The sequence below is a fragment of the Aquicoccus sp. SU-CL01552 genome, from assembly GCF_040365005.1.
Classification (GTDB): domain Bacteria; phylum Pseudomonadota; class Alphaproteobacteria; order Rhodobacterales; family Rhodobacteraceae; genus Antarcticimicrobium.
The window spans coordinates 143,077-160,480 of sequence record NZ_BAABWV010000006.1; the positions used below are offsets into that span (position 1 = coordinate 143,077).

Sequence of the window (17,404 nt, forward strand, 5' to 3'; positions counted from 1 at the left end):
TCAGCCCGGTTTACAGCCAGGTGTGAAAGGACCGCTGCGCCATCGGTTCCGCGTGGGCACCGGTGCGGTGGTGCGGGGCATAGATCTCGGCCACCTTCTTCACCGCCTCTTCCGGGCTGAGTTCCACGCTTTCGCCGGTGCGGCGGCAGGTCAGTTCCACCACCCCGTTCTTCAACCCGCGCGGTCCCACGGTGATCCGCCACGGCAGGCCGATCAGGTCCATGGTGGCGAACTTGCCACCGGCGCGTTCCTTGGTGTCGTCGTACAGCGGCTCCAGCCCCGCCGCCGAGAGCGCGGCATAGATCTTGTCGCTGGCGGCGTCGGTCTCGGCGTCGCCCTGCTTGAGATTGACGATGCCACAGTGGAACGGCGTCACCCCCTCGGGCCAGATGATGCCCTTGTCGTCGTGGCTGGCCTCGATGATGGCCCCCAGAAGGCGCGACACGCCGATCCCGTGCGAGCCCATGTGGATCTGCACCGGCTTGCCATCGGGGCCTTGCACGGCGGCATTCATCGCCTCCGAATACTGCGTCCCGAAATAGAAGATCTGCCCCACCTCGATGCCGCGCGCGGTGCGGCGGCGCGCCTCGGGAACCTTGGCGAACTCCGCTTCGTCATGGGTTTCGTCGGTGCGGGCGTAACGCGAGGTGAACTCCTCCAGCACCGCCTGGCACTGCTCGACATTGTCATAATCAATCTCGCGGTCGCCGAATGTCAGATCGGTGATCTCGCTGTCATAAAAGACCTCCGATTCCCCGGTTTCGGCCAGCACCAGGAACTCATGGGTGTAATCGCCGCCGATCGGGCCGCTGTCGGCGCGCATCGGGATCGCCTGCAGCCCCATCCGCTCATAGGTGCGCAGGTAGCTGACCAGGTGGCGGTTGTAGGCATGCAGCGCGGCCTCTTTCGACAGGTCGAAGTTGTAGCCGTCCTTCATGTAGAATTCGCGGCCCCGCATCACGCCGAACCGCGGCCGGATCTCGTCGCGGAATTTCCACTGGATCTGGTACAGTGTCAACGGCAGATCCTTGTAGGAGCTCACGTTGGCGCGGAACACGTCCGTGAACATCTCTTCTGCCGTGGGCGAATAAAGCATGTCGCGCCCGTGCCGGTCCTGCATCCGCAGCATTTCCTCGCCGTAGCCGTCATACCGGCCGGATTCGCGCCACAGGTCGGCCGATTGCAGCGTCGGCATCAGCATCGGGATGTGCCCGGCGCGGATCTGTTCCTCGTGCACGATGTTTTCCAGCTTGCGCAACACCTTGAAGCCCAGCGGCAGCCAGGCATAGACGCCCGCGGATTGCTGCTTGATCATGCCGGCGCGCAGCATCAGCCGGTGGCTGACGATCTGGGCCTCGGCGGGGTTTTCTTTCAGGACAGGCAGGAAGTAGCGGCTCAGGCGCATGTGGGATCCCTTCCGGATAACGGCTTTTTGCCGGGTCTAAGGCAATCGGCGCGGTCAGGCAATCGACAAGGCGGACCGGGGCGAGTGCCATTGCGGGTCTTGCAACGCGGGGCGCGATGGGCCAAGGAAAAGGCTGGTGCAAAAGGGGCGCGCATGTCACTTCCGGTCCGGGACCAGCTCAGGTATTGGGGCATCGCCCTGGCGGCAACCGCGCTTGTGCTGTGGTTCCTCGGCGATGTGCTGATGCCCTTCGTTCTGGGCGGCGCCATCGCCTATTTCCTTGATCCGGCCGCCGACCGGCTGGAGCGCGCGGGTTGTTCCCGCCCGCTGGCCACCGGGATCATCACGGTGTTCGGCGTGCTGATCTTCGTGGTGCTGGCGCTGCTGGTGGTCCCGACGCTGATCAGCCAGACCGTCGACCTGATCAACATCGCGCCGCAACTGTTCCGCGACCTGCATACCTTTCTGACCGAGCGGTTCCCCGACCTTGTCGAGCCGGACTCGACCCTTCGAAAATCGCTGAACACGCTGGGAGAGACGATCCAGTCGCGCGGCGGCGAACTGCTGAACACGCTGCTCAGCTCGGCGGCCTCGATCGTCAACCTGGTGCTCATCTTCGTGATCGCGCCGGTCGTGGCCGTCTACCTGCTGGCCGACTGGGACCACATGATTGCCGAACTCGACCAACTGCTGCCGCGCGACCATGCGCCGGTGATCCGTAATCTGGCGCGCGAAATCGACAAGACGCTTTCTTCCTTCGTGCGCGGCATGGGAACCGTCTGCCTGATCCTGGGCACCTATTACGCGGTGGCCTTGATGCTGGTCGGGCTGCAGTTCGGCCTTGTCGTCGGGTTCGTCGCCGGCATCCTGACCTTCATCCCCTATGTCGGGGCCATCGTCGGCGGCGCGCTGGCGATCGGGCTGGCGCTGTTCCAGTTCTGGGGCGAATGGTGGTGGATCGTGGTGGTCGCGGCGATCTTTCAGGTCGGGCAGCTGGCCGAGGGCAATTACCTGACCCCGAAACTGGTGGGCAAATCGGTGGGGCTGCACCCGGTGTGGCTGATCCTGGCGCTGTCGGTGTTCGGCTCGGTCTTCGGCTTCGTCGGCATGCTGGTGGCGGTGCCGGTCGCGGCGGCGCTGGGGGTCCTGACGCGATTCGGCATGACCCAGTACCGCGACAGCCGCCTCTACAAGGGCATCACCGAGCAGGACGACGACTGACATGGCCGAACAGTTGAGTTTCGATCTGCCGGTCCGGCAGGCCCTTGGGCGAGAGGATTTCTTTGTCTCGCCCGCCAACGCGGTGGCCGTGGCGATGATCGAGAGCGCCCTGCCCTGGCCCGGCGGGCGGCTGGTGCTGAGCGGCCCGGCCGGTGCCGGCAAGACCCACCTGGCGCATGTCTGGGCGGCGCGCACCGGTGCGCGGATCGTCTCGGCCCGCAGCCTTCGGGCGGCGGATGTGCCGCAGCTGGCGCATCAACCCGTCGCGGTCGAGGACGTGCCCGAGATCGCCACCGATCTCGACGCGCAAAAGGCCCTGTTCCACCTTTACAACCTGATGCTCAGCGAGGGGTACGCGCTGCTTCTGACCGGGCGGCTGGATCCGGCGCTGTGGCAACTCAGCCTGCCCGACCTGCAAAGCCGGGTGCAATCGGCCCAGCACGCCGCGCTGACCGCGCCCGACGACGCCCTGCTGATGGCGGTGCTGACCAAGCTGTTTGCCGACCGGCAACTGGCCCCGAAACCGGACGTGATCCCCTATCTGGTCACCCGGATGGACCGCAGTTTCGCCGCCGCCGGCGAGATCGTCGACCGGCTGGACCGGATCGCCCTGGCCGAGGGGCGGACCCTGACCCGCGCGCTGGCGGCCCGCCTGCTCGACCGCGCCCCGGCCGAGGACGGGACGTCACGGCATCCGGCCCGCTCCGGTTCCCATGATTGACCCGCCGGACCCGATCCCGCATCCTGCCCCCGACATCTGCCAAGGGACGCCATGACCCCCGACCCGAATCCCGACCCGCAAGACTGGGGCCCCTTCGGCCGCCCGCTGTTCAACGATCCGAGCGCGCGGGCGCTGTCGCGGGTCGGTGTCGTCGACGTCGGCTCGAACTCGGTCCGGCTGGTGGTGTTCGATGGCGCGGCGCGCTCGCCGGCCTATTTCTACAACGAAAAGATCATGTGCGGTCTGGGCGCCGGGCAAACCGAAACCGGTCGGCTGAACCCCGAGGGGCGCCGCCGCGCGCTGGCCGCGCTGCAACGGTTCCAGCACCTCGCCGAGGGGATGGGCCTGCCGCCGCTGTCGGCGGTCGCCACGGCGGCGGTGCGCGATGCCGAGGACGGGCCGGAGTTCTGCGCCGAGGTGCTGCGCGAGACCGGCCTCTACATCTGGGTGATCGACGGCGAGGAAGAGGCGCGACTTTCGGCGCAGGGCGTGCTGTTGGGCTGGCCCGGTTCCTACGGTCTGGTCTGCGATATCGGCGGCTCGTCGATGGAACTGGCCGAGATCTCCGACGGCCGTGTGGGCCGGCGCCTGACCTCGCCGCTCGGGCCGCTGAAACTGCGCGACATCAAGGGCGGGCGGCGCGGACGCAAGGCCCATATCAAGACGGTGCTCGAGGACCTGAAAGAGCGCATGGGACCACAGCGCGACCGGCTGTTCCTGGTCGGCGGCAGCTGGCGCGCCATCGCCCGGATCGACATGGCGCGGCGCGGCTACCCGCTCAAGGTGCTGCATGAATACCGGATGACCGCCCAATCGGTGCGCGACACCGTCAAGTACATCGAGGCCAGTGATCTGGACAGCCTGCGCAGCGCGGCCGGCGTGTCCTCGGCGCGGATGGCGCTGGTGCCCTACGCGATCGACGTGCTGAACCGCTTGGTGCGCTGCTTCAAGCCCAAGGACATCGCCATTTCCAGCTATGGCATCCGCGAGGGACTGCTTTACGAGCAGATGCCGCAACGGTTGCGCGACCGCGATCCGCTGATCGAGGCCTGCTATTTCGCCGAGGACAAGGATTCCCGCCTGCCCGGCTTCGGCAAGACGCTGTTCCGCTATGTCATGCCGCTGTTTTCAAACGCCCCGCCGGCGCGGGTCCGGCTGATCAAGGCCGCCTGCCTGCTGCATGACGTCAGCTGGCGCGCCCACCCCGACTACCGCGCCGAGGTCTGTTTCGACTACGCCACGCGGGCCAACCTGGGCGGGATGAAACATTCCGAACGGGTGTTTCTGGGGCTCGCGCTGCAGCACCGCTATCGCAACAAGCGGGAAGGCACCCGCTTTGCGCCGCTCTATGAGCTGCTGGACGAGAAGGACCAGAAACAGGCCGAGATCCTGGGCAAGGCGATGCGGTTCGGCGCCATGCTGGTGATGGAGCCGGATGCCGACATGGGCCATCTGAAGTGGTTCCCGAAAAAGCGGCACCTCGACCTGATCCTGCCGGAAAAGGTCCGCCCGCTTTATGGCGAGGTCTGCGAGGCCCGGCTGATGTCGCTGGCGCAATCGCTGTCCGCCACGGTCACCGTCAAGACCCGCGGCTGATCACCGGGCGGACCGTCGCGCTCAGATGTCGGTGGGGCCGGTGGGCGGCGCGTCCTCGTCCTGGTCCGGCGCCGGGGCGTCCTCCGGAGCAGGATCCGGATCGGGGCGGCGGCGAATGAGGATGTCGCCGTTGGGCAGCATCTCGGGCGGGTAATAGAGGGTCCAGTCCTGGACCTCGTCCATCATCTCGGCCAGCGCCGGCCCCATCTCCTGGAAAAAGCTGCGCATCGACGGCCCCATCCGCTCGGCAAAGCCGCGCAGGTCCTCGACCGCCGGGGCCATCTCCTGGCGCAGCCCCTCCATGAACAGCTGCAACCCCTGCTCCATCATCGAGGGGGGCTCGTCCCCCTCCTGGGCCAGCGCGGGGGCAGCGGGAACGGCAAGGGCAAGGGTGAGGGCAAGGGCGCGGGCGTGTTTCATACCGGCAATATAGGGCCTTGGAGCGGTTCGCGTAAGGGTCAGATGTCGATATCCAGCGTCACCGGGAAATGGTCCGAGGCACACAACAACGCCTCGCGCAATTCCCGGAACGACCAACAGGTTTCATCCTCGAACGGATGCCAGATCCGCCACGACGGGCGGCGCGACATCAGGTCCTGCGACACCATGATGTAATCCAGCAGCGCCTGCAGGTATCGCCCCTGGTCCCGCAGGTGGAACCGGGCCGTGGTGGGCGCCGCTCGGGCCCGGGTCGCGAAGGCCTCGCGCGCGTGGGGGTCATACATGTCCTCGCCCAGCAGAACCTCGACCGAGGACCGGCCGAACAGCCCCTCGAACTCGTCCAGCCCGGGGCCGTCGTTGAGATCGCCCAGCAGGATCACGGACTCGCCCTCGGCCAGATGCGCGTCGATGCGGGCGCGCAGCCAGATCGCCTGCGCCAGTTGCTTGCGCCGGTTCTCGATGGCGCTGCGCAGCATCTGGTCGCGGCTGCCCGCACCGTGCGGCGCCTTCGACTTCAGGTGCGCGCCGATCAGGCGCAGCCTTGTGCCCGAGGCGGTCTCGGCGGCCAGTTCCAGCGGCGGCTTGGAAAAGACGACCCGGTCCTCGGTCCCGTCATTGTCCAGGTCGATCCGGAATACCCCGTCAAAGCGCGGCGCACCGGTGCTCCCCTTCTTGCCGGTCTCCTCGCCCCGGGGATCGTGCCGCACGGAGATCTTGTCCGGGTCGTAAAGCAGCGCGATCTCCTGGTGGGTTTCGTTGGCAAAGCCGATCACCGCCCGGCGCTGGCGCAGGTCAAAGGCGCGCGCGAACCCCTCCAGCGCCTTGACCGTATCCTGCCGCCGCCCGGTGTTGGGGGCCTCGACGATCATCACCGCGTCGGCCTCCAGCGCGGAAAAGACCTTGCCCAGCGCCTCGATCTGCTGGGCGCGTGTCACCCCCTCGCGCCCGGACCAGCCGTCATCGACCAAGAGCTGGTCCTCGTTGTCAAAGAGGTTGGCGAACCACTCGACGTTATAGCTGGCCAGCCGCATCAGCCGCCGTGGGTGTCACTGTGGCTGTCGCCGTTGATCTCGGCCCAGGCGCGGTTGATGTCGACCATGCGCCTTTCGGCCAGCCGGATCGCCTCCTGCGGGACACCGCGGGCGATCATCCGGTCGGGATGGCATTCCTGCACCAGCCTGCGCCAGGCCTTGCGCGCCTCGGGCAGTGGCGTGCCCGGCGCAATGCCGAGAATGGCATAGGGATCGGGCTCGGCCTCGGGGACGAAGCGGGCCTTGAGCGCGCGGAACTCGGCTGGCTTCAACCCGAAGATCGCGGCCACGTCCTGCAGGAAATCATTCTCGCTCGGGTGATAGAACCCGTCGGCCATGGCGATGTGAAACAGCCCCTCCATCAGGTAGCACAGGGCCTGGCGATCGGTGTCGAACATGCTGCGGATGCGCCGGGCGTATTCCTGGTAGCCGGCGACATCGGTGCGCGCCATGTTGAACACACGTGCCGCCCCCGCCTCGTCGGCGCGGGCGATCTGGAACACCTCGCGGAAGGCGGTCACCTCGTCGCGAGTCACCTGCCCGTCGGCCTTGGCCATCTTGGCCCCCAGCGCGATCACCGCGATGGTAAAGGCGACGCTGCGCTCGGGCGGGGTGCGCAAACGGTCGAACACCTGCGCCAGGCCTTCACCCTGGCGCAGCGCCTTCAGCGCGTCGGAGATGCGGTTCCAGATCGACATGGGTCAGTGTACCCCGCCAGTAGGGGAGAGTCAGGTGCGGCCTAGCCCGGGGGTCTGAAGGATTTTCTGCATCAGCACAAGGTCCAGCCAACGCCCGGCCTTGCGCCCCACCTCGGGCAGGCGACCGACCTCGGAAAACCCCATGGCGGCATGAAACCCGATGCCGTCCGGGTTGGCGCCGCTGATGCCCGCCACCAGAACATGCACGCCCTGTTCCGCCGCGATCCCCTCAAGCCGCGTCATCAACGCCCGGCCCATCCCCCGCCCGCGCGCCTGCGGGGCAAGCTGGATGCTGTGCTCGGCGCTGTGGGCATAGCCGGGACCGGCGCGGAACCCACCGTAGCTGGCAAAGCCCAGGACCCGCCCGTCGACCTCACCCACCAGGTAGGCCGGCCCGCGCGCGGCGATCTCGGCGGCGACGCCCTCGGGCGTCTTCTGCTCGGTGGTGAAGGTGATCAGCGTGTCGCGGATGATCGGGTTGGCGATGGCACAGATCGCCCCGGCATCCCCCGCCCGTGCCTGACGCAGCCTCACCGCAGCACCCGCACCCCGTGCGGCGTGTCGAATTCCGCGCTGAGCGCGGGCGCGCCCGGCTCGAACACCACGCGGGGATCGGCCAATTGCGGCGCCAGCAGGTCGCGCAACGCCACCGCCTCCGGATGCGCCACCACCAGCCGGCGCAGCCTGCAGCCCGAGGGCGGCAACATCCGCGCCGGGTGAAGATCGCATTGCCACTGGATCAGCGGCGGAAACAGGTTGTCATAGGGCAGCTTGCCATCCGCAGGCACGGCCATCCGCCAGCGCAATTCGCCCCGGCTCAGCGCCACCGGCGCGCCGGCCTGCACCGGCAATGCGGCCAGCAGCGCGTCGAGATCGTCACAGCGGCAGATCCAGTTGGTCAGCCGCGCGGGGCCCGCGAAGCTGTCCAGGTCGAACCAGCGCGGCCGGTCGGGCGCGGGACGCGTCGGATCCGTGGCGATCGCCTCGAGATAAAGCCCGTCCTCCAGCCCCAGCAGCCGGTTGTGGGTGATGAAGACGTCGTGCTGCCCGCCCGGCCCCATCGGCACGCCCAGCGCCGCCTCGACCGCTTCGGCGGCCTCTTCCAGCGTCTCGCCCGAGACCGCGATGTGATCCAGTTCCATGTTCGCCTCCGCCGGTGTCGCGGGCCAACCCTAAGCGGCGTCCCGGGGCCGGGCAAGCCCCGGCACCAGATCGTACGAAACAGCGGTCAAACCGCCCAATACACCAGCGCCCAGACCCCGGCCAACACGGTCGGATAGAAGGTGCCGGCAAAGCCAAGGGCGCGCAGCGGCGGCGACAGGCGATACCCGATCCAGAACAGGAGGCGCATCAGCGCAAAGGACAGACCCAGCGCGATCGCCACCGCACCGCCCAGCGTCAGCGCCGCAAACGGCCAGACCGCCAGCGCCAGCGCCAGTTGCTCCAGCGTGTTGGCCAGCACCTTTTGGTCGACCCAGGCGGGCGAGCCCGGCACCGGGTCTGCGCCGTCGATCAGATCGTCGTCAAAGAACCGCCGCGCCGCCAGCCGTCCGATCATCGCCGCCAGCACCAGCCCCGCCGGCAGGAAGGCCCCCGGCAGCGCCGCCGCGGCAGGCAGGTAGGGCAGCCCCAGAAACGACGGCGCAAACACCACCGCCAGCGCCCAGAGGGCGCCGGCGGCCATGCCGATCAGGATCATCATCCGGCGTCGGGGTGTCACCCCCGCGCCTCGCGGATCAGGCGCAGGATGTCCTGCGCCGCCTCGGGGATGTTGGTGCCCGGGCCGAAGATCGCGCTGACCCCGTTGTCATAGAGGAACTGGTAATCCTGCTGCGGGATCACCCCGCCGCAGATCACGATGATGTCGCCCGCGCCCTGGTCCTTGAGTTCCTGGACCAGTTGCGGCGCCAGCGTCTTGTGCCCCGCCGCCTGGGACGAGATGCCGATCACGTGCACATCATTGTCGATGGCGTCCTGCGCGGCCTCTTCGGGGGTCTGGAACAGCGGGCCCACGTCCACGTCGAACCCGATATCGGCAAAGGCGGTGGCGATCACCTTGGCGCCCCGGTCGTGGCCGTCCTGGCCCATCTTGACCACCAGCATGCGGGGGCGGCGCCCCTCCTGCTCGGCGAAATCCTCGACCGATTTCTGGATCGCGGCAAAGCCTTCGTCACCCTCGTAGGCGGCGCCGTAGACCCCCGCCAGCGTCTTGACCTCGGCGCGGTGACGCCCGAACACCTTTTCCATTGCCATGCTGATTTCCCCAACAGTTGCGCGGGCGCGCGCGGCCTCGACCGCCGCCTCCAGCAGATTACCCCCGTCTTTCGCGCGCCGGGTCAGTTCCTCCAGCGCCGCGTCGCAGGCGGCCTGGTCGCGGCTGGCGCGGATCTGTTCCAGCCGGGCGATCTGGCTTTCGCGCACCGCGACGTTGTCGACGTCGAGGATGTCGATCGGGTCTTCCTTGTCCTTGCGGTACTTGTTGACGCCGACGATCACCTCTTCGCCACGGTCGATCATCGCCTGGCGCCGCGCGGCGGTTTCCTCGATGCGCAGCTTGGGCATGCCCGAGGCAACGGCCTTGGTCATGCCGCCCATCTCGTCGACCTCCTCGATCAGCTTCCAGGCCTCCTCGGCCAGTTGCGCGGTCAGGCTTTCGACGTAGTAGGAGCCGGCCAGCGGATCGACCACGTTGGTGATCCCGGTCTCTTCCTGCAGGATCAGCTGGGTGTTGCGCGCGATCCGGGCCGAGAAATCGGTCGGCAGCGCGATCGCCTCGTCCAGCGCGTTGGTGTGCAGCGACTGGGTGCCGCCCAGGACTGCGCTCATCGCCTCGTAAGCGGTGCGGATCACGTTGTTGTAGGGGTCCTGCTCCTGCAGGGAGACGCCCGAGGTCTGGCAGTGGGTGCGCAGCATCTTGGAGCGGTCGTTCTTGGCGCCGAATTCAGTCATGATACGGTGCCAGAGCAGCCGCGCCGCGCGCAGCTTGGCCGCCTCCATGAAGAAGTTCATGCCGATGGCGAAAAAGAACGACAGCCGCCCGGCGAACTTGTCCACGTCCATCCCGGCCTCGATGGCGGCCTTCACGTATTCCTTGCCGTCGGCCAGCGTATAGGCCAGCTCCTGCACCAGGTTCGCGCCGGCCTCCTGCATGTGATAGCCGGAGATCGAGATCGAGTTGAACTTGGGCATCTCGTTCGAGGTGTACTCGATGATGTCCGAGATGATCTTCATCGAGGGTTCGGGCGGATAGATATAGGTGTTGCGGACCATGAACTCCTTGAGGATGTCGTTCTGGATGGTGCCCGCAAGCAGCGATTTGTCGTGGCCCTGTTCCTCGCCCGTGACGATGAAATTGGCCAGGATCGGGATCACCGCGCCGTTCATCGTCATCGAGACCGAAACCTTGTCCAGCGGGATGCCGTCGAACAGGATCTTCATGTCCTCGACGCTGTCGATGGCCACGCCCGCCTTGCCGACATCGCCGACGACGCGGGGATGGTCGCTGTCATAACCACGGTGGGTGGCCAGGTCGAAGGCGACCGAGACCCCCTGCTGGCCGGCGGCCAGGTTGCGGCGGTAAAAGGCGTTGGATTCCTCGGCGGTGGAGAACCCGGCGTATTGCCGGATGGTCCAGGGGCGCCCGGCGTACATTGTCGCCTTGACGCCACGGGTGAAGGGGGCAAAGCCCGGCAGCGTGCCCATGTGGGGCAGATCTCCGGTGTCTTCCTCGGTATAGAGCGGTTTGACCTCGATGCCTTCCAGCGTGGTCCAGTCCAGCTCTTCCAACGGGCGGCCGCGCAGCTCTTTCTCAGCCAGTGCCCGCCAGTCGTCGGTCGTTTTGCTCATCACGTCTTCCTCTCGTCAGGTCGGATTGCGGCGGGGCGGTGCCCGCCTGTGTCTTGTCGGGATCGCGGGCCAGCCGCGCGAGGCCGTTCGCCCCGCCCGCCAGCCACATGATGTCGTCGGCATAGGCCTCGCGCAGGGCCTCTCCCTGGGCCGGCGTGAACGGCTGCCAGCGCCCGGCCCCCTCGGGCAGCGCCGCGGCCTCGGCGCCAAGCCAGGCCCGCAGTTCCGGCAGGCGCGGCGTGGCGGCGATCCAGCCCCGGGCATGCTGCGCCGGGGCGGCAAGGGGCACCATCTGTTCCAGCTGCGCCTCGGGGCGGCCGCCGAAGGTCTCGAACGGCAGAACCGTCACCTCCGCCCCGGGCACGGCGCAGGCCACCTCCTCGACCACCTCGCGCCAGCCGGTCCGGCTGCTGGCCAGCCGCGCCAACCGTTGCGCCGCCGGCAGCCCCGCCCCGCGCGCGATCGCCTGCGCCAGCCCCGAGGCCCAATAGGCATCGAGCGCCCTTATGTTCAGCATCACCCGCAGCGGGTAGCCCTCGAACGCCCGGGCCAGCCGCGCCATCCGCTCGCCCACCCCGCAATAGAGCGAGCCCAGCCGCAGGTTGGCGCGCAGCGTGCCCATCATGTCCGGGTCGGACACGATCAGGTAGCGTGTCCCGGTCCCGGACTGCGCGGCCAGGTTCAGGCGGATGCGGCCGATCGCCCGCTCCACCGCGCCGGGTCGTGGCGGAGACGTGCGCTCGGGCAGCAGCCCCGCGAACAGGGCGTGCCGGGTGCGCCGTGGCCCCCAGACCGCGCAGCCCGCCGCAGACACCCGCGCGTGGTTGCGCGAGAGGTAATCCTGGAATGTGGAAGTGGCGCACAGATGCGCGCCGATATGCAATACAACGTCCATCGCCATGCCGGTCCTTTGTCACCGGGCCGCGCCGACCGGCGGCCCCTCGGGTCATGGGCCGATCATCGCCCCCACCCCTGACAAAGCGATTAACGCCGCATTTTTCGCGCCCCGTCGGGAAATCGGCATTCGCTTTCCCGTTGCGCCCCCCTATATTCGTCCAGACAGGAGACCGCATGACACCACGTACCCTAGCCCTTGTTCTGTCGGCCCTCTTGCCGGTTTCCGCCTGGGCCGCGGACGGCACCGCGACGGCAGCAGACACATTGGTCCGCCCGGCCGGCGACACCGAGTTGAGCAGCTTTCTCTGGGTCAACCGGCCGATCGTCATATTTGCCGATACCCCGGCCGACCCCCGGTACCAGGAACAGCTCGACAAGCTCACTGCCGAGGCCGAGCGGCTGGTCGACCGCGACGTGGTGGTGCTGACCGATTCCGATCCCTCGGCCCGCAGCCCCGCCCGCCAGCAATTGCACCCGCGCGGGTTCCAGTTCGTGCTGATCGACAAGGACGGCTCGGTCATGCTGCGCAAGCCGTACCCGTACAGCGTGCGCGAGGTCACCCGTACCATCGACAAGACGCCGATGCGGCAACGCGAGGTCGAGGAACGGCGCGAATCGCAATGACGGTGCCCCGGCCGAAGCCGGGCCACCGAAGCGATCTGAACCTGCGCCGTCACCGGTGTCATGGGGTCGCCTGCTCCGATCTCACTCGAATTCCATGATCACGTCGTCTACCGCCAGGCTGTCGCCCGCGGCGGCGTTGATCTTGGAGACAACGCCGGTCCGTTCGGCGCGCAGGATGTTCTCCATCTTCATCGCCTCGACGGTGCACAGCGGCTGACCCTCCTGCACCTCCTGGCCGACCTCGACATCGACCTTCACGATCAGGCCGGGCATCGGGCAGAGCAGCATCTTGGAGGTGTCCGGCGGCAGTTTCTCGGGCATCAGGCGGGCCAGCTCGGCCTGGCGCGGGTTGCGCACATGCACCTTGAGATCGGCGCCACGGCTGCGGATGCGGAAGCCATGGGTGATCTTGCCCACCTTCAGCACCAGCGTCTCGCCGTCGACCGCGATCTCGGCAAGCTGATCGCCCGGGGTCCAGTCGCTGGCCACGCGGTGCATGCTGCCATCCTCGAACCGGACCGTCGAGCCCTCGTGGTCGGCGGAAATGCGCACCGGGTAATCCTTGCCCTGCAGGCTGACCACCCAATCCTCGCCCACGTGGCGTTCGTGGTTATCCATCCGTCCCGACACCCGGCTGCGCCGGATCTCGGCCACCCGGTGCATCGCGGCGGCGCTGGCGGCAATCCGGCGCAGCGCCAGTTCCGGCAGTTCGACGCCCTCGAACCCCTCGGGGTACTCCTCGGCGATGAAGGCGGTGGTGATGTCGCCCGAGACGAACTTGGGGTGATCCATCACCGCGCTGAGGAACGGCAGGTTGTGACCGATGCCCTCGACCTCGAACCCGTCCAGCGCATCGCGCATCGCCTCGATCGCCTCGGAGCGGGTCGGCGCCCAGGTGCAGAGCTTGGCGATCATCGGGTCATAGTACATGCTGATCTCGCCGCCCTCGAAGACGCCGGTATCGTTGCGCACGGCGGTCTCGCCTGCGGGGGCGTCACCCTGCCACTTGCCGTTGACCTGCAGCGGGCCGGCGGCCATCTCTGACGGCGGACGATAGCGGGTCAGCCGCCCGATCGACGGCAGGAAGTTGCGATAGGGATCCTCGGCATACAGCCGGTTCTCGATCGCCCAGCCGGTCAGCTTGACGTCATCCTGGGTGATCGACAGCGGCTCGCCGGCGGCGACGCGGATCATCTGCTCGACCAGGTCGACACCGGTGATCAGCTCGGTCACCGGGTGCTCCACCTGCAGCCGGGTGTTCATTTCCAGGAAGTAGAAGTTCTTGTCGCCATCGACGATGAATTCCACCGTGCCGGCGCTGGCGTAATCCACCGCCTGCGCCAGGGCCACGGCCTGTTCGCCCATCGCCTTGCGCGTCGCCTCGTCGAGGAAGGGGCTGGGCGCCTCTTCGACCACTTTCTGGTTGCGGCGCTGGATCGAGCATTCCCGCTCGCCCAGGTAGACGCCGTTGCCGTGGCTATCACACAGCACCTGGATTTCGATGTGGCGCGGTTGGGTCACGAATTTCTCGATGAAGATCCGGTCGTCGCCAAAGGAACTGGCCGCCTCGTTCTTGGAGCTTTGAAAGCCCTCGCGCGCCTCTTCGTCGTTCCAGGCGATCCGCATCCCCTTGCCGCCGCCGCCGGCGCTGGCCTTGATCATCACCGGGTAGCCGACCTCGCCCGAGATCTTCACCGCCTCGTCGGCATCCTCGATCAGCCCCATGTAGCCGGGCACGGTGGAAACGCCGGCCTCCTGCGCGATCTTCTTCGAGGTGATCTTGTCGCCCATTGCCTCGATCGCCTTGACCGGGGGGCCGACAAAGGCGACGCCCTCGGCCTCCAGCGCCTGGGCGAACTTCGGGTTCTCGGACAGGAAGCCATAGCCGGGATGCACCGCCTTGGCCCCGGTCGCCCGGATCGCCTCCATGATCTTGTCGATCACGATATAGGACTGGTTGGCCTGCGGCGGGCCGATGTGCACCGCCTCGTCGGCCATCTCCACGTGCAGGGCGTTCTTGTCGGCGTCGGAATAGACCGCGACCGTGCCGATACCCATCTTGCGGGCGGTCTTGATAACGCGGCAGGCGATCTCGCCCCGGTTGGCGATCAGGATCTTGTTGAACATGTCTCGTCCTTCGTTCTTGGGTCTCTGGCACGCAAAACGCCGGCCCGGGCACACTGGCCCGAACCGGCGTTCAGCTCATCACGGGTCGGCCCACGGTCGGGCCGGGAAATCATCTGGCGCGGGCGCAGGCCCTGCTCGACACGGGTCTCAGCACTGGTCCGGGTGTTCCTGGCAATAGAGCACGTTGGCCGCAGCCCCGGCCGCAGCCCCGACGCCACGGTTGGTGTCGAGCACGGCCGCGCCAAGATACCCGGCACCGGCGCCATAGAGGATCTGTTCGGTCGGATCATCGCCGCAGGCCGCAAGGCCCGCGCAGGCCACAAGGGCCAGGAAAATCGGTTTTGCCAACATGGTACTGCTCCTTCTCGTTCCGCGACCGGTCCTGCTTCGCGCCGCAGCCGAACAGAACCGCCAGTCGCCTGCGCGGGCAAGCGCAAAGCGCCCGCACCCTCGGCTTTGGCGGAACACCGCCGACGGGCGATCACCCTGTTTTCAAAGAAGAAAACGGGCAGGCCGGCGAAATGCGCCTGCGCCTGCCCGAGACAGGAAGGGGTCCGGAACCAGTGGTCCGTGGCATCCCGGCGAATGGGGTCTCCGGAAGCTGAGAACAGGCTGCCGCAGGTCAGGCCCAAGGCCAACCCACCCGCCGCACGCGGCCCGATTTGGGCCGGATTTCGCCGGTTTTCCGACCCCACGCGCAAGACCCCGCCGATGCTCATCCGAACACCTCGGGGAAACTGGCCCGGGCGGTGGCGACATCTATGACCAGAAGCGCCTCGTAGCTTTCGGGATCGAACGGATCCTCGGCCGGGACCACCTCGCGCCCGAACAGCCAGCTCAGCCGGCCGGCGTCGAGGTTGCCACGCTCGAACGGCTGGTCGCCGAAATGCTCCCACAACGCGCGCATGAACCTGGCATCGGCACGCTTGTCGGGCGGCCGGCGGTCGCCGAAGCGGTCACGCCGGACCAGCCGAGTGACGCCCTTGGGGTTCGGGCGGCGGATGGTGAACTGGAAATCGGTGCCGGGAAGGCGGCCGGGAAAACCGCGGTGTTTCATCATCGCCGCATCCCCCGGACCGGGCGCGACGTGGCAGGCGGGACCGACCCAAGGGCCAGCCCCGCGCGCGTGTTACTTGTACTTGCCGGTAAAGGCCGGCTCGACCGAGATCGGCTCCGGCTCGACAATGACATACTCTTCTTTCGGCGAGTTGTCGCAAGCAGCCACGGTGGCGACGAAGCCGACCATGGCAAGGAATTGGATGCTCTTCGACATCTGTTTCTCCTGATTAACGTACTGAAACCAACAGGACACGGGTGCCCTGCCTGCCTCAAACTCGTGGTTTCAGCCGCAGGTTCGCGGCCAGCGCCGATCATAGCGGAAAATCGGGCGGAAATACATCCACGGCCTGTCAACAGGACGTCCTGTGGCGACAAAGCCTCAACTCCCTCCGTGGATGAGCTTTTACCCGCAAGATATTGTAGCATCGTCAAAACCCATCCCAAATGCAGGCCCCACCCTCGGGGCGGTACAGGTCAAAGAACTGGGGAACATCGGGGGCGGCCGTGCCAAAGGGCACCGCGCGCTCCGACAAAGAGATCACCACGCGCGCCGCCTCGATCCCCTGTTCAGCGAGATAGGGCAAGGCGAACTCGGCGCAAAGATGGTTCATGTCCGCACCGGCGATCTCGCGCAGCGCGGGGACACCGGCGCGGGGCGCGACGAACCGGAACCGGACCCAGCGCGCGCCCGGTGCGTCGTCGATCAGAACCTCGTGCAGGGTCACCTCTTGCCCGGAGGGCACGGCGATCCGGCCCTGCGCCCCCTGCTCGACGGCCAGCGATGCAGTCGCCCCGGCCAGCATCGCAACGGCAATGCCGCAGCCCCGGCCCCACCGCGAACGGTAAGCTCCTCCTGCCGGGGCTGCGTGCGCAGCGGAAATCAACCGCCGCGCTGTCTCATATGCTCTGGATGCAATCATGGGGCGTTTCCCCCCGGTTTGTCAAATGTTGCGGCCCGCCGCCCGGCATGGCGCAGCCAGCGCTGGCGGTTGGCCGGCGATTCCAGCACCTCGGCAATGCGCGCGACCGCCGCCGGCGGAACCGGTGCCGCCACCCGGCCACCGGCCCGCACCAGCAACCCGCCGTCGCGGGCCTCCAGCCGGACCACCGGGGAAAACCCGCGCAGCTTTTGCAGCGCCCGCCACATGTCCTGGCGGATCTGATGGGCCAGCCGCAGCGGATCGGCCATCGGCAGCACGGTCTCGGCGCCGATGTCGAACCGGGCCGGAACCGCACGCGTCAGCGTCAGCGCCGCCTGCTCGCGCAGGATATGCCAGCGCGCCCGGCTCATTCCGGCGCGGCCTCGTCGCGGGTGGCGAACTCGGCCGGCGAGATGATCTCGATCAGTTCCATGTCGTCGGAATGGCGGCATTCGCGGTGCCGGATCCCCGGCGGCTGCAGCACGCAGGAGCCCTCGCGCAGGATCTGCTCGCCCTGCCCCTCGTATTCGAACACCACCCATCCGCGGGTGACATAGACCATCTGGAAGTCGAGGTCGTGACTGTGCCAGGCGCCCGGGCTCTCCATCCCCGGCACCGCGCGGATCACATGGGCGCCGAACCGACCCTGCGTGGCCTGCTTGATGCCAAGGTCGCGATACTCGAAGAACGCGCGCAGCCCCTCGCCCACGAACTTGCCGTCGTCGGCGTGGGAGATGGTGAAAGCCTGGTTTTTCCAAAGCTGGGTCATGCAGACGCCCCGGGTTCTGAAACGCCCCGCCAAAGGCCCGATGTCGGTG

General features: G+C 67.5%; 20 protein-coding genes. 4 read left to right on the forward strand and 16 right to left on the reverse strand.

The features are described from left to right. Positions 1-10: 10 nt before the first annotated feature. Complete coding sequence (proS, locus tag ABWV23_RS09050) at positions 11-1,405, reverse strand: proline--tRNA ligase (protein ID WP_353347119.1); 1,395 nt, start codon at positions 1,403-1,405, stop codon at positions 11-13. 153 nt (positions 1,406-1,558) lie between these two features. Between proS and ABWV23_RS09055 the strand changes: the two genes are divergently transcribed. The 3 genes from ABWV23_RS09055 to ABWV23_RS09065 are packed head-to-tail and all read left to right on the forward strand — an operon-like array spanning position 1,559 to position 4,943. Beyond that, entirely contained in the window at positions 1,559-2,626 is a 1,068-nt protein-coding gene (locus tag ABWV23_RS09055) for an AI-2E family transporter (protein WP_353347120.1), read from the forward strand. A gap of 1 nt (position 2,627) precedes the next feature. Continuing rightward, positions 2,628-3,347 (forward strand): P-loop NTPase family protein, encoded by a 720-nt coding sequence (locus ABWV23_RS09060; protein WP_353347121.1) that lies wholly within the window; start codon positions 2,628-2,630, stop codon positions 3,345-3,347. A gap of 51 nt (positions 3,348-3,398) precedes the next feature. Then, positions 3,399-4,943 (forward strand): Ppx/GppA family phosphatase, encoded by a 1,545-nt coding sequence (locus ABWV23_RS09065; RefSeq protein WP_353347122.1) that lies wholly within the window; start codon positions 3,399-3,401, stop codon positions 4,941-4,943. Positions 4,944-4,964: 21 nt separating this feature from the next. On the opposite strand, the gene ABWV23_RS09070 is transcribed toward ABWV23_RS09065, so the two are convergent. The 8 genes from ABWV23_RS09070 to ABWV23_RS09105 form a co-directional block, all read right to left on the reverse strand. Continuing rightward, on the reverse strand, positions 4,965-5,363 hold the full coding sequence (locus ABWV23_RS09070) for a hypothetical protein (RefSeq protein ID WP_353347123.1): 399 nt from the start codon (positions 5,361-5,363) through the stop codon (positions 4,965-4,967). Positions 5,364-5,401: 38 nt separating this feature from the next. Continuing rightward, positions 5,402-6,415, reverse strand: a complete 1,014-nt coding sequence (locus tag ABWV23_RS09075; protein ID WP_353347124.1) for an endonuclease/exonuclease/phosphatase family protein — start codon at positions 6,413-6,415, stop codon at positions 5,402-5,404. After that, complete coding sequence (locus ABWV23_RS09080) at positions 6,415-7,113, reverse strand: TerB family tellurite resistance protein (RefSeq protein WP_353347125.1); 699 nt, start codon at positions 7,111-7,113, stop codon at positions 6,415-6,417. Before ABWV23_RS09080 ends, ABWV23_RS09075 begins: the two co-directional genes overlap by 1 nt. Positions 7,114-7,143: 30 nt before the next feature. Further along, the gene (locus ABWV23_RS09085) at positions 7,144-7,647 is read right to left on the reverse strand and encodes a GNAT family N-acetyltransferase (RefSeq protein ID WP_353347126.1); all 504 of its coding nucleotides are present in this window, start codon (positions 7,645-7,647) and stop codon (positions 7,144-7,146) included. Beyond that, positions 7,644-8,255 (reverse strand): VOC family protein, encoded by a 612-nt coding sequence (locus tag ABWV23_RS09090; RefSeq protein WP_353347127.1) that lies wholly within the window; start codon positions 8,253-8,255, stop codon positions 7,644-7,646. Before ABWV23_RS09090 ends, ABWV23_RS09085 begins: the two co-directional genes overlap by 4 nt. 86 nt (positions 8,256-8,341) lie before the next feature. After that, positions 8,342-8,833 (reverse strand): MAPEG family protein, encoded by a 492-nt coding sequence (locus ABWV23_RS09095; protein WP_353347128.1) that lies wholly within the window; start codon positions 8,831-8,833, stop codon positions 8,342-8,344. Further along, a complete protein-coding gene (scpA, locus tag ABWV23_RS09100; RefSeq protein ID WP_353347129.1) occupies positions 8,830-10,959 on the reverse strand; it encodes a methylmalonyl-CoA mutase in 2,130 nt (709 codons plus the stop codon). The genes ABWV23_RS09095 and scpA overlap by 4 nt, the downstream gene beginning before the upstream one ends. Further along, positions 10,922-11,854 carry a hypothetical protein gene (locus ABWV23_RS09105; RefSeq protein ID WP_353347130.1) on the reverse strand — a complete coding sequence of 311 codons (933 nt, stop codon included), beginning with the start codon at positions 11,852-11,854 and terminating at the stop codon, positions 10,922-10,924. Before ABWV23_RS09105 ends, scpA begins: the two co-directional genes overlap by 38 nt. Before the next feature lie 176 nt (positions 11,855-12,030). On the opposite strand from ABWV23_RS09105, the gene ABWV23_RS09110 reads away from it, so the two are divergent. Then, positions 12,031-12,480 carry a DUF4174 domain-containing protein gene (locus tag ABWV23_RS09110; RefSeq protein ID WP_353347131.1) on the forward strand — a complete coding sequence of 150 codons (450 nt, stop codon included), beginning with the start codon at positions 12,031-12,033 and terminating at the stop codon, positions 12,478-12,480. Between the two features lie 81 nt (positions 12,481-12,561). Here ABWV23_RS09110 and ABWV23_RS09115 read toward each other — a convergent pair whose 3' ends face one another. From ABWV23_RS09115 to ABWV23_RS09145, 7 genes are all read right to left on the reverse strand, one after another. Beyond that, a complete protein-coding gene (locus ABWV23_RS09115; protein ID WP_353347132.1) occupies positions 12,562-14,607 on the reverse strand; it encodes an acetyl-CoA carboxylase biotin carboxylase subunit in 2,046 nt (681 codons plus the stop codon). 147 nt (positions 14,608-14,754) lie between these two features. Next, positions 14,755-14,958 carry a hypothetical protein gene (locus tag ABWV23_RS09120; protein ID WP_353347133.1) on the reverse strand — a complete coding sequence of 68 codons (204 nt, stop codon included), beginning with the start codon at positions 14,956-14,958 and terminating at the stop codon, positions 14,755-14,757. Positions 14,959-15,322: 364 nt separating this feature from the next. Further along, positions 15,323-15,667 (reverse strand): hypothetical protein, encoded by a 345-nt coding sequence (locus ABWV23_RS09125; protein WP_353347134.1) that lies wholly within the window; start codon positions 15,665-15,667, stop codon positions 15,323-15,325. Positions 15,668-15,736: 69 nt separating this feature from the next. Beyond that, positions 15,737-15,880 (reverse strand): hypothetical protein, encoded by a 144-nt coding sequence (locus ABWV23_RS09130; protein WP_353347135.1) that lies wholly within the window; start codon positions 15,878-15,880, stop codon positions 15,737-15,739. A 214-nt stretch (positions 15,881-16,094) separates the two neighbouring features. Beyond that, complete coding sequence (locus ABWV23_RS09135; protein WP_353347136.1) at positions 16,095-16,469, reverse strand: DUF6497 family protein; 375 nt, start codon at positions 16,467-16,469, stop codon at positions 16,095-16,097. Positions 16,470-16,582: 113 nt separating this feature from the next. Further along, a complete protein-coding gene (locus tag ABWV23_RS09140; protein ID WP_353347137.1) occupies positions 16,583-16,957 on the reverse strand; it encodes a hypothetical protein in 375 nt (124 codons plus the stop codon). Next, positions 16,954-17,355, reverse strand: a complete 402-nt coding sequence (locus ABWV23_RS09145) for a cupin domain-containing protein (protein ID WP_353347138.1) — start codon at positions 17,353-17,355, stop codon at positions 16,954-16,956. The genes ABWV23_RS09140 and ABWV23_RS09145 overlap by 4 nt, the downstream gene beginning before the upstream one ends. Positions 17,356-17,404 lie beyond the last annotated feature (49 nt).

What these genes read in the sequence shown, in the direction of transcription:
- ABWV23_RS09125 (WP_353347134.1), bottom strand. Translation starts at nt 15,667, where the DNA reads ATGATGAAACACCGCGGTTTTCCCGGCCGCCTTCCCGGCACCGATTTC.
- ABWV23_RS09135 (WP_353347136.1), bottom strand. Translation starts at nt 16,469, where the DNA reads ATGCTGGCCGGGGCGACTGCATCGCTGGCCGTCGAGCAGGGGGCGCAG.
- ABWV23_RS09130 (WP_353347135.1), bottom strand. Translation starts at nt 15,880, where the DNA reads ATGTCGAAGAGCATCCAATTCCTTGCCATGGTCGGCTTCGTCGCCACC.
- ABWV23_RS09070 (WP_353347123.1), bottom strand. Translation starts at nt 5,363, where the DNA reads ATGAAACACGCCCGCGCCCTTGCCCTCACCCTTGCCCTTGCCGTTCCC.
- ABWV23_RS09145 (WP_353347138.1), bottom strand. Translation starts at nt 17,355, where the DNA reads ATGACCCAGCTTTGGAAAAACCAGGCTTTCACCATCTCCCACGCCGAC.
- ABWV23_RS09115 (WP_353347132.1), bottom strand. Translation starts at nt 14,607, where the DNA reads ATGTTCAACAAGATCCTGATCGCCAACCGGGGCGAGATCGCCTGCCGC.
- ABWV23_RS09110 (WP_353347131.1), top strand. Translation starts at nt 12,031, where the DNA reads ATGACACCACGTACCCTAGCCCTTGTTCTGTCGGCCCTCTTGCCGGTT.
- ABWV23_RS09120 (WP_353347133.1), bottom strand. Translation starts at nt 14,958, where the DNA reads ATGTTGGCAAAACCGATTTTCCTGGCCCTTGTGGCCTGCGCGGGCCTT.
- ABWV23_RS09090 (WP_353347127.1), bottom strand. Translation starts at nt 8,255, where the DNA reads ATGGAACTGGATCACATCGCGGTCTCGGGCGAGACGCTGGAAGAGGCC.
- proS (WP_353347119.1), bottom strand. Translation starts at nt 1,405, where the DNA reads ATGCGCCTGAGCCGCTACTTCCTGCCTGTCCTGAAAGAAAACCCCGCC.
- ABWV23_RS09080 (WP_353347125.1), bottom strand. Translation starts at nt 7,113, where the DNA reads ATGTCGATCTGGAACCGCATCTCCGACGCGCTGAAGGCGCTGCGCCAG.
- ABWV23_RS09060 (WP_353347121.1), top strand. Translation starts at nt 2,628, where the DNA reads ATGGCCGAACAGTTGAGTTTCGATCTGCCGGTCCGGCAGGCCCTTGGG.
- ABWV23_RS09055 (WP_353347120.1), top strand. Translation starts at nt 1,559, where the DNA reads ATGTCACTTCCGGTCCGGGACCAGCTCAGGTATTGGGGCATCGCCCTG.
- ABWV23_RS09075 (WP_353347124.1), bottom strand. Translation starts at nt 6,415, where the DNA reads ATGCGGCTGGCCAGCTATAACGTCGAGTGGTTCGCCAACCTCTTTGAC.
- ABWV23_RS09105 (WP_353347130.1), bottom strand. Translation starts at nt 11,854, where the DNA reads ATGGACGTTGTATTGCATATCGGCGCGCATCTGTGCGCCACTTCCACA.
- ABWV23_RS09140 (WP_353347137.1), bottom strand. Translation starts at nt 16,957, where the DNA reads ATGAGCCGGGCGCGCTGGCATATCCTGCGCGAGCAGGCGGCGCTGACG.
- ABWV23_RS09065 (WP_353347122.1), top strand. Translation starts at nt 3,399, where the DNA reads ATGACCCCCGACCCGAATCCCGACCCGCAAGACTGGGGCCCCTTCGGC.
- scpA (WP_353347129.1), bottom strand. Translation starts at nt 10,959, where the DNA reads ATGAGCAAAACGACCGACGACTGGCGGGCACTGGCTGAGAAAGAGCTG.